We start from the raw sequence: 12,664 nt of genomic DNA on the forward strand, positions 1-12,664 counted from the left end.
ACCGAAACATAAAGACCAGAGGAGAATGCAATGACCACCAACCTCTTCCTCCCGGAGGATCTCGAGGACGTCAGCAGGACGCGGAAGCTCGCGGAACGCGATCTGAAAGCGCTTCACGCCGTTGCGGACTGGATCAAGACTTTCGTGGCCAGACCTCGCAAGGATCTCGGCCGCGCTGGGCCTGTCTGTCCTTTCGTACCTCGGGCCTGGGAACGTGAAACACTTTGGCTCGCTCCTGAGCGGATCGCCGACCGGAGCGTGCTCGACGTTGTCCAACTCATAAAGGTTTATAGGAAACTGTTCCTGAACGCTCAAGCTATTGGCGGCGAGGACGCGATCGACAAATCAATCGTCGTTGTATTCACCGATTTGTCGGCGGATCGAGCAAGTGATCTCTTTGACCGCGTCCTACAGGATCTCGGAGTACCGTCCTATGCAGAAGATGGACTGGTGCTCGGAGGGTTTTAGGAAACCAATGAGGGGGCTGCGCTATACAACCCCAGCTTTCGACCGTTCACAGCGCCCGTGCCGTTTCTGCTGATCAGGCACACCGTCATCAGCGATTGGAAATTCTTTCTGGACAACGAGGAACTGCTCGATCTTTGGGCGCGTCGCCATGGAGAATCAGCGGTGCCGGCTCTCGCTGAGGAACTACGCGGCTTGCCGTGGCGCGCGAGGCGCGACTAGTACCGCGCCACAGAGATTATGACGGGTTGGGTTATCGTAGAATGGGCAAGTCTTCTGGTGGGATGAGAAGTTGGATGCTGCGTGCTGCGCCTGGCACGCGGGATATAAATCCTGCCTTCTCGAGGGTCAGCACCATCTGGTGAACAGACGGAGCCGTAACGGCGAAGTGGCGACGCATGTCGGCTTCGGCCGGAGGCTGTTTGAAGATGCGGCTGTAGGCGTAGATGAAGGCCAGGTACTGGCCTTGGACTTGCGTAAGGCCATGTCTTGCCGTTGCGGCTTGCGGGTCAAGTGAGGGACTCATTTTCGGATTCATCTGCGTCTCCGCGCTGAAGGAGGTGTCGATGACTATAAAGTTTCACGTAGAGCTTAGCCAATCGGAACGTGATCAACTGGCCGTTTTGTTGAGCGGGGGACGCCATGCGTCGCGCAAGATCAAGCGCGCCCAGATCCTGGTGGCGGCGGACGAAGGCTTCAGCGACGAGGTGATCGCGGCAACCTTGAACGTCAGCGGATCGACGATTTACCGGACCAAGCGCCGGTTTGTGGAAGCCAATCTGGAAGGCGCGCTCAGTGAAGAACCGCGCCCGGGTGTTGAGCGCAAGCTATCGAGCAAGGAGGAGGCGCTGTTGGTGGCGACCGCCTGCTCAAAGCCGCCGCCCGGGCGAGCCCGCTGGACCCTGGAGCTTCTGGCCGATGAGATGGTCCGACTCACCGATCATGACGAGTTGTCCTCGGAGACCGTACGTCGCCGGCTGGCTGAGAATCATCTCAAACCTTGGCGCAAAGACATGTGGTGCATCCCAAAGCTCGATGGGGAATACGTCGCGCGCATGGAGGATGTTCTCGACCTCTACGCAGAGACGCCTGATCCACAAAGGCCCGTGGTCTGCTTCGACGAGAGCCCGACCCAACTCATCGGCGAAGTGCGCGAGCCCATTGCGGCCAAGCCTGGCCAGCTTGAACGCTACGACTGCGTAGTATCGCCGAAACGGCACGGTCAATCTGTTTGTCTTCATGGACGCCCACCAGCCCTGGCGCAGGGTGAAGGTCACCGATCGGCGAACCAACCAAGACTTCGCCCAGTGCATGCGCGAACTGGTCGACGTCGATTATCCCGACGCCCCGATCATCCGCGTGGTGATGGACAACCTCTCCACCCATTCCGCCGGGGCGCTTTACGACGCATTTCCAGCCCCGGAGGCTCGAAGGGTGCTGAAGCGACTGGAGTTCCACCACACGCCCAAGCACGCCAGTTGGCTCAACATGGTCGAGATCGAGATCGGTGTCCTGCGCAGCCAATGCCTCGACCGTCGTATCGACAATAAAGACACCATAATCGCCGAAGTCGCAGCCTGGGAGCAGCAACGCAACGCTAATGGCGCAAAGATCCAATGGATGTTCACAACCGAAAAAGCCCGCCAAAAGCTCCGCAAAGCTTACCCCGTCAAAGAGTCATAATCTCTGTGGCGCGGCACTAGTTGACTCAACTCCCTCAGGGCAAACGTCATCGTAGTGTCCTCCCATTGCTCGGTCGACAAATTGAGTGTTGGCAGTTTGATGTCTTTCCACATGGTACGCTTTGATTTCTGTCAAATGCCCGAAAGTAGGGGATCTGCGGTCCAGAATCTGCGTCGCCTGCCACAAAGCCACCTGAACGCCTGCCGCTCTCGCGTGCACCGGTCCGATGTGGCCACTGGCGCGCTCGCACCTCTTCAGCCTGTCCACGGCAAGCGTGCTGCCGCTGGCTCCTATCCTCAAAGGCTCAAAAGGCCAATCAACGCGCGGATGAGCGTGCATTTTAGGCCGCGTTCACCTCGCCTGTATCGATCTTCTCACCAAACTGAAGAGCCGCCAGCCGAGCGTAGGTTCCGCCTTTGCTCAATAGAGAGGAATGCGTTCCCTCCTCGACCACTCTTCCTTCGTCCACCACCAATATGCGATCCGCCTTCAAAACAGTCGCAAGACGATGCGCGATAACGAGTGTCGTTTTGCCACGCATCAGGCTCTCAAGAGCGTCCTTTACTGCTGCCTCGTTCTCGGCGTCCAGGGCCGAGGTTGCCTTGTGAAGCAGTAGTATCGTGGCATCTCGCAGGATCGCCCTTGCAATCGCAATTCTCTGCCTTTGGCCACCTGAAAGGGTCATGCCTCTCTCACCACGACCGTATCGTATTTTTTTCGAGTTTGGAAATAAAGTCATGGGCTTGCGCTTTCACGGCCGCAGCAATCACTGCCTCGCGTGTCGCGTCAGGCCGGCCGAACGCGATATTGTCGAAAATCGACGCTGCAAAGATTGTCACATCCTGAGGAACGACTGCAATTTCCTTCCTGACATCCTCCGCTGACAGCGAAGACAGCTGGCGGCCGTCGAACAAGATCGAGCCACCGCCCGGTTTGTAGAACTTCAGCAAAAGCGAGAGGATAGTACTTTTCCCGCCGCCGGAGGGTCCGACGACAGCTACGGTTTCGCCGGCTTTCACTTGCAGGGACAGACGATTTAGAACCGAGGCTTCGGGAGCACCGGGATATGCGAAACGAACATCGTTCACCTCGAGAGTGCCCTTCGCTGGGCGTGGCAAAGGAAAAGTCGGCGTTGCCGCTACTTCAGCCGTGGGCTCGTCGAGCAACTCAAAGAGACGCTCGGCTGCGCCCGCTGCCTGGGCCAACTCACCCCAGACTTCGGAAAGCGAACCAAGAGAACCGGCAGCGATTACGGAATACAACAGAAATTGGCTCAGCGCTCCGGGTGTCAGCGTACCGGCCAGCACATCGTGAGCGCCGACCCATAGAACTCCCACCACGCTACTAAAGATCAGCGTTATGGCGAAGCCTGTGAGCAAGGAGCGCGCACGGATGGCAGCGGCAGCGCTCTCGTACGCGAGTTCTACGTCAGCGGAGTATTTCCTTTGAGCTGCATCTTCACCGTTGAAAGCCTGCACTGTGCGACTTGCAGCAATCGTTTCACTGGCGAACGCGGATGCCTGGGCGATCTTTGATCGCGATCAAGAAACGGAGAGACCTTGCTAACAATCACAATCGTTCCTGGAGCCGGCACCACTTGCGGACACGGCCGTAGGGCGCACTGAAGCCACCGCCCAGAATGCGTGCGACGTCCGAATAGTCTGGGTGGTCAGAGCGTCAATCGTCAAAAACACCCGGGCAACGCTCGGCAGCTAAGAAAATCGAGAAAAATCAAGAATAGATTCTATCAGTCCTTACGCTCACCATTAGTATTTTGGAGTCTTGCGCCAAATTAACCAATATTAAACCATGTAAAGACTATCGTTAATCGGACCATCCATACAAGTCTACTTCAGATTGCGGAAAAACCGCGTCACAAACTTACTGCAAGCAGAAATTGTTGTGGATGACGAAGCGATATTATTCCAGCAACAACTTCAGGAGGGGCAATGAGTTTCCTGTTCGGAAAAGGGTCGGATGCTGCACTTGTATTGGCAGCAATGGACAAATCCCAGGCTGTTATCGAGTTCGCTCTCGACGGCAAGGTTCTGACCGCAAACGACAATTTCTGCCGCTCGCTAGGCTACGATTTGAGCGAAATCGTGGGCCAACATCACAGGATGTTTGTCGATCCCGATGAAGCCCGGTCGGCTGAATACCGCGATTTTTGGACAAGACTAGGCCGAGGCGAGTTCGATCGCCGTCAATACCGCAGGATTGGCAAGGCTGGCAAACAGATCTGGATCGAAGCATCGTACAACCCGGTGGTGCGCGCCGGCAAACCATACAAGGTCGTCAAATTCGCAACAGATATAACGGCGCAGAAGCTCAAGAGTGCGGAAGATGCCGGCAAGCTTGACGCTCTATCTCGGGCCCAGGCGGTTATCGAGTTCAGCCCGAACGGCGATATCATCACAGCCAACGAGAACTTCCTGGCGGCGCTTGGCTATCGACTCGGCGAAATTGAAGGCCGACATCACTCCATGTTCTGTGATCCGGGTTATGCGCAAAGCGGCGAGTACGAAAAGTTTTGGGAGCGCCTTCGCGGCGGTGAGTATGCTGCCGAGGAATTCCTGCGGTTCGGCAAGGGAGGCAAGCGCGTTTGGGTGCAAGCGTCCTACAACCCGATTTTCGACATGAACGGCAGTGTGTTCAAGATCGTCAAGTTCGCCACAGATATCACCGGACGCGTCGAGAACGTCGAAACGCTCGCGCAGTCGCTCGGCATGCTTGCGGAAGGGGATCTGACCCTCGCCCTCGAAAAGACGTTCATCCCCTCGCTGGAGCGGCTTCGCACCGACTTCAACCAAGCTGTCGCAAGACTCCGCATGGCGATGGAAGATGTCGGCCACAATGCACGGGCAATCGCGGCCGGATCCACCCAAATCCGCGCCGCCGCGGATGACCTGTCGAAACGAACGGAACAGCAGGCCGCCTCGGTGGAGGAAACGGCGGCAGCGCTCGAGGAAATTACCACGACAGTTGCCGATTCCAGCCGGCGTGCAGAGGAAGCGGGCGACCTCGTTGCCGTGACGCGCGACAATGCCGAGAAGTCCGGGGATATCGTTCGCAAGGCCATCGCCGCGATGGGCCAAATCGAGAGTTCCTCCAATGAGATCTCGAACATCATCGGCGTCATCGATGATATCGCCTTTCAAACGAACCTTCTGGCGCTTAATGCGGGGGTCGAGGCGGCGCGTGCCGGCGAAGCGGGAAAAGGCTTCGCTGTCGTGGCGCAGGAGGTGCGCGAATTGGCCCAGCGGTCCGCGACCGCGGCAAAGGAGATCAAGGGTCTGATCAATGCGTCGGGAGAGCAGGTCAAGAGCGGCGTCAGCCTAGTCAATCAAACCGGCGAGGTCCTGGAAAAGATCGTTCAGCAAGTGCAGCAGATCAATGTGAATGTTGCCGCGATCGTCGAGGCATCAAAAGAACAGACGACTGGCCTGAAGGAAATAAACAGCGCCGTGAATACGATGGACCAAGGAACCCAGCAGAACGCAGCGATGGTCGAGGAGTCGACCGCGGCCAGCCACAGTCTGGCAAAGGAGGCTCACGCATTGTTCCAGTTGGTTGGCCAATTCAGGGTCAGCGACCGATTGTCGGCTATGACAACCGAGCAAACAAATCCAAAGCATCACACCATATCCTCGCCGGCACATCGAGTGGCCGCGCAAGTCGCAAGGGCATTCGGCGGCAGAGCATCTGGCGTAGCCGACGATCAGTGGAGTTCGTTCTGACCCCTGGTTTGTCGTTGTGCGCAGAACCAGACAGCATCCGGCAGGATGCTGTCTGGTAATCCGATGCAAATAGTGACACAGCCAGAGGCCATCTTCGTACGCCTGGTTGTATTTATTCAACACCTTGAAGCTTCCGCGGTTTCGTGTCTTGGTCCCGTTAAGCAACGTGCCGGGCGAGCGCGCAGCGCGACCAGAGCGCATGCAGCGCATCCACGAGATGCTCGATGTCGGCATCGCTGTGGAGCGGCGTCGGGGTGATGCGCAGGCGCTCGGTCTTCTTCGGCACCGTCGGGTAGTTGATCGGCTGCACATAGACACCGCAATTGTCGAGCAGCAGGTCGCAGATCCACTTGCACTTTGCCGCATCGCCAACAATGACCGGAACGATATGGTTTGGGTTTGGCATGTGCGGGATGCCGCGCTGATCGAGCAGCGCCCGCAGCTTGCGGACACGATCCTGGTGACGCGCACGCTCGAAGGGACTGACCTTCAGATGCTGGATCGAGGCGACCGCACCGGCCGCAAGTGCCGGCGGCAGCGCCGTCGTGCAGCTCCAAGGTTTCGATGAGCAAATATCTGCTTACGAGGTCGGAACGAGAAGCGGAAGGCCGAATGCCGTGCACGAGCCGAAGCGAGGTTGAAGGGCAAGGTTTTGAATGGTTATGGAGCAAATGCCACAAAGTCGAGCCTGAGCGCCAAGGCTACTCATCTCGCGGCGTGAAGAGAGCTTTTTCTTTCTATTTTCTGCAACGATTGCAGCGTTGATCTGGTTGAAGAAATCCTCCGGAATGAACGCGTCGTCAACGCGACTGGGGTCATCGGGTCGTGGAGGCAGATCATAGCCAGCCCCCTTGATCTCCGGAACCGTGTCGATTTCAACTTTGGGCATCGGTTCCTCCGTTGCTCAATCTCAAACGACAAGCGCCCGGCTTGCTGTCGAACAAGGCTCGCCTTGCCACTCGAAGGGTTCAATTCTTATACTCCTGTCGCTATGGACAAGACATTCGTGACAGCGCGGGAAGATCGGCCCGGGGAAGCTTGGCTATCCCGATTTATCGCTGGGCGAGCAGAGGCCGAGAGATGGTATTTTGGCCAAGCTGCGTCACCGACCCCAACCGCCAAAGACTGTCGCGCTGCCTTGCTGCAGCACATGCCCGAGTTAGTGCCTTACTATGAGCACGCATGCGCCCTCGTTGGAGATGATGAGGTGGCGCATCGGATGCTGAGCCACTACCGGCCCGCGCCGGAACGCTACGGCTGCAGTCAGGCTGTCTGGCTGGGCAAAGAAGGACCAGCACTGGTCCGCAACTTCGACTATCCGCCCGACATCGTTTCGGATCGCTTCGAGATGACCGCATGGTCGGGATTGAGGGTAATCTCCAAGGCGCAGCGACCATGGGGAGGTTGTGTCGACGGGATGAACGAGGACGGACTGGTCGCCAGTGTGACTCTCGCCGGAAGCCGCACTCAGGGCGTCGGTTTCTCGATAATCCTCATGATCCGTTACATCCTGGAGACCTGTCATCACGTGAACCAGGCAATTGAGGCGCTGTGCCGAATACCCGTGGCGCTTTCGCAGAACGTGACCGTCCTCGACCGCTCAGGCCGCTACGCCACCCTATTCCTCGGCCCTGACCAGCGACCGATCATTTCGCGCCTGAAAGCATGCACGAACCATCAGCGAACCGCTAGACCCTCATCGTCCTCAATGGCGCGCCAGCTCATAGCTCAGCAAGCGCTGGAAGACCCGTCCATGTCGCTTTCGCGGCTGACCGACCTATTCCTTCTGCCACCACTTTACTGCAGGCGTGGTTCGTACCCAACTCTCTACACGGCTGTTTATCGACCTGTGGAAGGGCGAGTGGATTATGTCTGGCCGGGTAAACGCTGGTCCCAACGGTTCGAGGACTTCCGAGAAGGCGAGTATACGCACACCTATGGCTAGCCTTCCAGGCGGGTTTAATCCCTGTCTCCGTCGTGCAGAGATAAATCCCCGGTGGAAACTGACTATGGGGTGGGACCTACGGGTGCCGGCCCACCTTTATTCAGGAACTTCCCTCCTCCTCGCAAATTTCGTTCGCAGGCCGGTCGGCTGCTGAAGGAGACGTGCGGTGTCAACGGATCTGCAGGAAGCAAGAACGAAGTGGTTCCGGTCGCTGGAGCCTGTCCCGTTGGACGACATGATCGGCCTATGGCGCGGCGTCGGCATACCGTCTGGACATCCTCTTGATGGCGTGCTCGAAAACCTGGACTGGTTCGGCAAGCGTATCCGTCCTGACCTGCGGGCCGACGCCCTGCTCTTCCGGTGGAGTGGTGGCCGCCTGGTTGCGATCGAGCCGCCGTTCTTCCCGATCAGGCAGGCGATCAGGTTCGCCTCGTTGGGGCGCACATCCATCGCTCGCAACTGGTTCTCGTATCTGCACAGGGCGTTCCGCGCTCGAGGCACCACGGCGTCCTTGGAACTCCGGACGCTGGACGGCGTCGAGACGGCAGCGATGGTCTACGACAGGCAACCGATCGTCGACTACCTCCGACTGATCGCTGATGAGGAAGTTGGCGGGATGATGTGCGTGGAAGGCGAAGCACGCAGGTATTTCTTCCGACTCCGGAGGGTCGAGCCTTCGGCGCCGTGACCCATAAGGCGTGGGCGTTGAGCTGTCCGGTAGCAGATGCCACCAGTTAAGGGCTCGTCGGCTGCTTTGCGCCGCCAAAGAACATGCCTATCCGAGAGCGCTTTGCTCGGCGCAAATCCTATCGACCAGAGCATCGAGTTCACCCCTTGGCGGACGGCTCTTTGCCAGGCGCTGCTTGAGGTGCATGATCGGCTCAGCCAGGATTTCATCCAAGCTTTCCGCGCAGGTGAAGTCACCCGCCACGTGCTTGACCTTCGAATTGTCGAAGATCGCAGTCCAGACCTTGTCGCCGATTAGCGGGCCTACCCAATCCGGATTGTACCTGATCAGGGTGTCCGTCGCCACGTGGACGATCCTGGCCTCTACGCCCAGCAATCTGGCAATCGTCTTTTGAATATCGTCCCAGATGTGCGCGCGATCCGAGGTGATGTGGAAAATCTCGCTTCGCGCCGCCGGCTTGCCGAAAAGCCCAACGAAAGGCACTGCAAAATCGACCGAGCGGGTCAGTGTCCAGGGCGTGTGGCCATCGCCCGCTACGATCGTGGGCTCGCCATCCAGCATGCGTCTCGCCATGACGTCGCTGTCGCCCATCATGATCGGCAGGCCCGTGCGCACGGTGTGGCTGGGGCGGACGATCGTCCAGGCCCGATTCTTGGACTTCTTGAGCAATTCCTCGCAGGCAATCTTGGCCTGGCTGTAGGGCCAGTAGGGATTGATCGCCGGTGTCTTCTCAGTAATTACATAGTGACGCGCCGGCTTCTCATAGACCGAGGCCGAAGAGATGAAAATGTACTGACCGCAATTGCCCGCAAATACGTCGATGTCTCGCCCGACCTGATCGGGCGTGAAGGCGATGAACTGACATACGACGTCATAATTGGCCTTGGCGAGATCCGCGTAGGCCGTCGATCCAAGTTCGCCGACGATCGAGGTGACCCCCGCAGGCAGCGGGTCGCTTCTCAAACCGCGGTTGTAGATGCTGACATGATGACCCTGGGTAACGGCGCGCTCGACGCATGGATATGAGATTTGGCCGGTGCCGCCAATGAAAAGGACTTTCAAAGCCATGTGAAGGACCTCAGTGTCTGACGCGCATGATCTATGATCGCTCTTCATAGCGCGAAAGAACTTGAGCGTCTCCCGCAAATCTCGTGCACCCCTGATCGCGCAGCGAGCGTGGGAGTGTCCGCTTTGGGGCGTAGCTGCCGCTGGTGGCATTACCGAATACCGCTTAATCAAACTCGCCGGCTGACGGCTGACGATCTCGCGGGGAATGTTGCGCTAGAGGTTGATCCAGTCCGTTAGCATCTTGAACGAACGTGCTTTTTCGAGGCCCAAAGCTGCTCCTCACCGAGAACCCGCAAATCTGGGCCGACAACGGCCCGCCACGTTCGATTTCCCAACCGGACTGAAAGGCGGGATTTGCCATCATCCAAACCGCTGCCCTTTTCGACAACACTGACGACCGCTCCACGTTTCAGATAATGCCGCATGGCGTCAGGCGAGATTCCAAATCGGGAAGCGATCGCTTCCGCGTCCAGAATAAAATCGCCGTTTGAATCCGTCTCAATCTTCAAAGCATGCTCCATCAACCTGCACTGTAGCGATTTCACACGCGGGACTGCGTCAAGTCTAATGTAGGTTGGGTACCGTGAGCTTCCAGGCCATTACGTCATCTTCTGATATTCGAATGCGCTCGAACGGACCACTCTTGCGCTGCCGCAATTTCACCGCGGCGATTTCGCAAATCGCAGGCACGCTGTCCTGTAGCCGGGTCTCATCTGCACGAGGCGGAGACGCGAACATCAATAGGGCTTGTCGATCGATCATAACGGTTCGTTGCGCGCCGTCATTTCAAAAAGCACGACTCCTCCGTCACCGGAAGATTTAAGAAATGCGGTGAGAAATCTGAACGACATGCTCGGCACTCCTCTCCTTGATGTTGGCCCACCCTTCCTGCCAGGCGGGCCAAGCATTCTTGTCCATTCGGGAACGGGTTGGACCCGACTTTTCACACCTTAGCACCGCCCCATCGCTCGTCTTTGCGCAAGATCAAAGAACGTTGGTGAGCGGTCGGTCTGCCGCCGTGGATGTCACCATCGTTTGAATACCGACCAGGGCGCTCGGGCACCAAAATTCTCCCTTCCTACGAAGGTCGCCGGGTCGGGGCGCGTCGGAAATAGGGTTCTCGGTTTCGCCGTCTGAGCTTGGAAAAGTTCGCGCGAGCTGCCGGCGCAAAGCTAATCAGCTAGGGCTCGCGAATGCGGGTAGCACCGGGCAGTGACCCAGCCACTAAGTGGAACGGGGAGAGGCAGCGGCAGCTGGCATCCTGCCGCCGACCACGCGAATGTTCTCTTGATACTCACCTCGGCGATGTCAAGGTGGGCACCCTTGCACAGCCAAACGAAGTCGGATAAGTTGCGTCAGTCCACAGCAACAATCGAAGGAGGCGTGTAATGACGGTCATTTTCATCTCGCACGCCACTTTGGCCTAAGGTTCCTGTAGCGCACTCCACTCCGCATCCGAGATCTTCTCAAGCAGCAACCTGCCACAGATCGGCGTCTACACGCTGCTCGTTCGTGCGCTCAAGCGTACGCCATGGGCCCGGCAACTTGCTATTAGAAGGCTCGGCGCCCATGCCGAGAACACTCATGAAAAAACAAAGAGCCGCTGTCGACAATCTGGCAGCCTCCATTGAAGAACTCTGTGCTCGTTTTGGTGTTGGCGCGACCGTTTTCGCGCTTCTTGTCGCAGCTTGGAGATATCGCCGTGCACCGAACACCGTCGCAACGCTGTCCGACTGGATGCGCCGCGACCTTGCGTTGGGCGAAGATTAAAGGGCTCGCTCTAACCTGTTCGAATCGAAGAGATCGCGGCAGCATCCGCGATCTTCTTGACCAGTAAGCATCCTTTGCCAACCGATCACGGGTTTCGTGCTATGAGACAACACGGACGCGGTGGCATTTTCCCCGCTGACGGTTGGAAGCTACTGCTGCGGTTTGTCGGCGAAATGTTTTATCGCGTACTCGGCAACGTGCTGGTTCGACTGCCTTGCATCATCCAGCCAGAACGGGAAGAGCTGCCACTGATGGACCATGCCTGCCCAGATCTCCGTTTGGACATCAACGCCGGCCCTTCGAGCCTTGTCGGCCAGCCGCAGGGTGTCGTCGAGAAGCGCTTCGCCCGCACCGACCTGCATCAGCAGTGGGGGAAATCCGGTCAGGTCGGCATAAAGGGGTGACACCATAGGATCGGCCGGCGAGCGTGTTCCCAGATAGGCTTTGCGCATGAGATCGAGTTCGGCGGAGTCGATCAGCGGAGCGGTACTGGCGTTCGTCGTCAAAGAAGCGCCTGTGGCAGCCAGATCGGTGATCGGGCTCACTGCGACGACGGCCGCGGGCAGTGATCCTTTCACTCGCATCTGCCGCAGCGTGGCTTCGATCGCCAGATTCCCGCCGACGGAGTTGCCGGCAACGACGATGTTGTTGCTCTCATAGCCGGAATCGAGCAGCCACCGATAAGCTGTCAGCGCATCGTCGACCTGAGCCGGATACGGATAGTCCGGTGCGAGCCTGTAGTCGATGAGGAGGACGTCGGCCGACGCCGCCTTGGCCAGCGAGCCGGCCACGGCCCGATGCGTCCGCAGCGAACCGCTGTAGAAGCCGCCGCCATGAATATAGAGGATAGCCCGGCGGCCAAGGGGATGATGCAGTCTTGCCGGCCAGATGAGCTGTGCATCGACGCCGCCGGCGTCGACCTGCCTGATTTGGACGCGTGTCGGCTCGGGGGTCGATGCCATCAGGGCCTCGAAGGCGTCGCGCCGGTCGCGCAGGCTGTCGGCTTTCGCGTAGTGCTGCTCCCACGTCGCGATGAGTTTGCGGACCTGTTCCTTCGAGGCTTGTGTCTGGGGCGTAGTATCGCCGGCCCGGGCCGGTAGCGCCAAAGGCGCCAAGGCGATGCCAGCGGCCAACCACGCGATAGTCCACCTTGTCATCAAGCCGCCGTTCAACCATGCAAACCCGCGCAACACGGCCATCTGTCGCAAAGCTCCGGCCCCAAGCACCACGAAACCTCCCAATCCAAGATATCTGTCGAGATCAACTGAACCTGCCATGACCGCAAGCCGTGTCAAGGCTTTGTGACCG

The 12,664-nt window shown here is 58.3% G+C and carries 10 protein-coding genes and 3 pseudogenes; 6 read left to right on the forward strand and 7 right to left on the reverse strand.

Features of this window, described 5'->3' with window-relative positions; genetic code table 11:
• Positions 1-30: 30 nt before the first annotated feature.
• Positions 31-687, forward strand: a pseudogene (locus WGT02_RS21395) (DUF6875 domain-containing protein).
• A 31-nt stretch (positions 688-718) separates the two neighbouring features.
• Here WGT02_RS21395 and WGT02_RS21400 read toward each other — a convergent pair.
• Complete coding sequence (locus tag WGT02_RS21400) at positions 719-1,003, reverse strand: LexA family transcriptional regulator (protein ID WP_225039569.1); 285 nt, start codon at positions 1,001-1,003, stop codon at positions 719-721.
• Positions 1,004-1,031: 28 nt separating this feature from the next.
• Here WGT02_RS21400 and WGT02_RS21405 point away from each other — a divergent pair.
• A protein-coding gene (locus tag WGT02_RS21405; protein ID WP_375679399.1) for an IS630 family transposase occupies positions 1,032-2,148 on the forward strand; the annotation gives its coding sequence in 2 pieces (ribosomal slippage) (positions 1,032-1,679 and positions 1,681-2,148; 1,116 coding nt in all).
• 340 nt (positions 2,149-2,488) lie between these two features.
• On the opposite strand, the pseudogene WGT02_RS21410 reads toward WGT02_RS21405, so the two are convergent.
• Positions 2,489-3,689: pseudogene (locus tag WGT02_RS21410) on the reverse strand (ATP-binding cassette domain-containing protein); the annotation flags it as partial.
• A 408-nt stretch (positions 3,690-4,097) separates the two neighbouring features.
• On the opposite strand from WGT02_RS21410, the gene WGT02_RS21415 reads away from it, so the two are divergent.
• On the forward strand, positions 4,098-5,885 hold the full coding sequence (locus WGT02_RS21415) for a PAS domain-containing methyl-accepting chemotaxis protein (RefSeq protein ID WP_208246720.1): 1,788 nt from the start codon (positions 4,098-4,100) through the stop codon (positions 5,883-5,885).
• Between the two features lie 157 nt (positions 5,886-6,042).
• Here the strand turns inward: WGT02_RS21415 and WGT02_RS21420 are convergent.
• A pseudogene (locus WGT02_RS21420) lies at positions 6,043-6,432 on the reverse strand (aminotransferase class I/II-fold pyridoxal phosphate-dependent enzyme); the annotation flags it as partial.
• Between the two features lie 33 nt (positions 6,433-6,465).
• The gene (locus WGT02_RS21425) at positions 6,466-6,774 is read right to left on the reverse strand and encodes a hypothetical protein (RefSeq protein WP_024314345.1); all 309 of its coding nucleotides are present in this window, start codon (positions 6,772-6,774) and stop codon (positions 6,466-6,468) included.
• A 102-nt stretch (positions 6,775-6,876) separates the two neighbouring features.
• On the opposite strand from WGT02_RS21425, the gene WGT02_RS21430 reads away from it, so the two are divergent.
• A complete protein-coding gene (locus WGT02_RS21430) occupies positions 6,877-7,830 on the forward strand; it encodes a C45 family autoproteolytic acyltransferase/hydolase (protein ID WP_208247883.1) in 954 nt (317 codons plus the stop codon).
• Positions 7,831-7,996: 166 nt separating this feature from the next.
• On the forward strand, positions 7,997-8,518 hold the full coding sequence (locus tag WGT02_RS21435; RefSeq protein ID WP_208246721.1) for a GXWXG domain-containing protein: 522 nt from the start codon (positions 7,997-7,999) through the stop codon (positions 8,516-8,518).
• Between the two features lie 87 nt (positions 8,519-8,605).
• On the opposite strand, the gene WGT02_RS21440 is transcribed toward WGT02_RS21435, so the two are convergent.
• Positions 8,606-9,586, reverse strand: a complete 981-nt coding sequence (locus tag WGT02_RS21440) for an SDR family oxidoreductase (RefSeq protein ID WP_024314348.1) — start codon at positions 9,584-9,586, stop codon at positions 8,606-8,608.
• Positions 9,587-9,819: 233 nt separating this feature from the next.
• Positions 9,820-10,095, reverse strand: a complete 276-nt coding sequence (locus WGT02_RS21445) for a DUF6522 family protein (protein ID WP_024314349.1) — start codon at positions 10,093-10,095, stop codon at positions 9,820-9,822.
• A 1,075-nt stretch (positions 10,096-11,170) separates the two neighbouring features.
• Here WGT02_RS21445 and WGT02_RS21450 point away from each other — a divergent pair.
• Complete coding sequence (locus WGT02_RS21450; RefSeq protein WP_208246723.1) at positions 11,171-11,356, forward strand: DUF1127 domain-containing protein; 186 nt, start codon at positions 11,171-11,173, stop codon at positions 11,354-11,356.
• A 149-nt stretch (positions 11,357-11,505) separates the two neighbouring features.
• On the opposite strand, the gene WGT02_RS21455 is transcribed toward WGT02_RS21450, so the two are convergent.
• Entirely contained in the window at positions 11,506-12,513 is a 1,008-nt protein-coding gene (locus WGT02_RS21455) for an alpha/beta hydrolase (RefSeq protein ID WP_375679627.1), read from the reverse strand.
• Positions 12,514-12,664: the final 151 nt, after the last annotated feature.

The sequence above is a fragment of the Rhizobium sp. T1470 genome, from assembly GCF_042140505.1.
Classification (GTDB): domain Bacteria; phylum Pseudomonadota; class Alphaproteobacteria; order Rhizobiales; family Rhizobiaceae; genus Rhizobium; species Rhizobium favelukesii.

Excerpts from the sequence above, each read along its gene's own strand:
- WGT02_RS21400 (WP_225039569.1), bottom strand. The coding sequence starts at position 1,003 with ATGAATCCGAAAATGAGTCCCTCACTTGACCCGCAAGCCGCAACGGCA.
- WGT02_RS21415 (WP_208246720.1), top strand. The coding sequence starts at position 4,098 with ATGAGTTTCCTGTTCGGAAAAGGGTCGGATGCTGCACTTGTATTGGCA.
- WGT02_RS21425 (WP_024314345.1), bottom strand. The coding sequence starts at position 6,774 with ATGCCCAAAGTTGAAATCGACACGGTTCCGGAGATCAAGGGGGCTGGC.
- WGT02_RS21430 (WP_208247883.1), top strand. The coding sequence starts at position 6,877 with ATGGACAAGACATTCGTGACAGCGCGGGAAGATCGGCCCGGGGAAGCT.
- WGT02_RS21440 (WP_024314348.1), bottom strand. The coding sequence starts at position 9,586 with ATGGCTTTGAAAGTCCTTTTCATTGGCGGCACCGGCCAAATCTCATAT.
- WGT02_RS21450 (WP_208246723.1), top strand. The coding sequence starts at position 11,171 with ATGAAAAAACAAAGAGCCGCTGTCGACAATCTGGCAGCCTCCATTGAA.
- WGT02_RS21455 (WP_375679627.1), bottom strand. The coding sequence starts at position 12,513 with ATGACAAGGTGGACTATCGCGTGGTTGGCCGCTGGCATCGCCTTGGCG.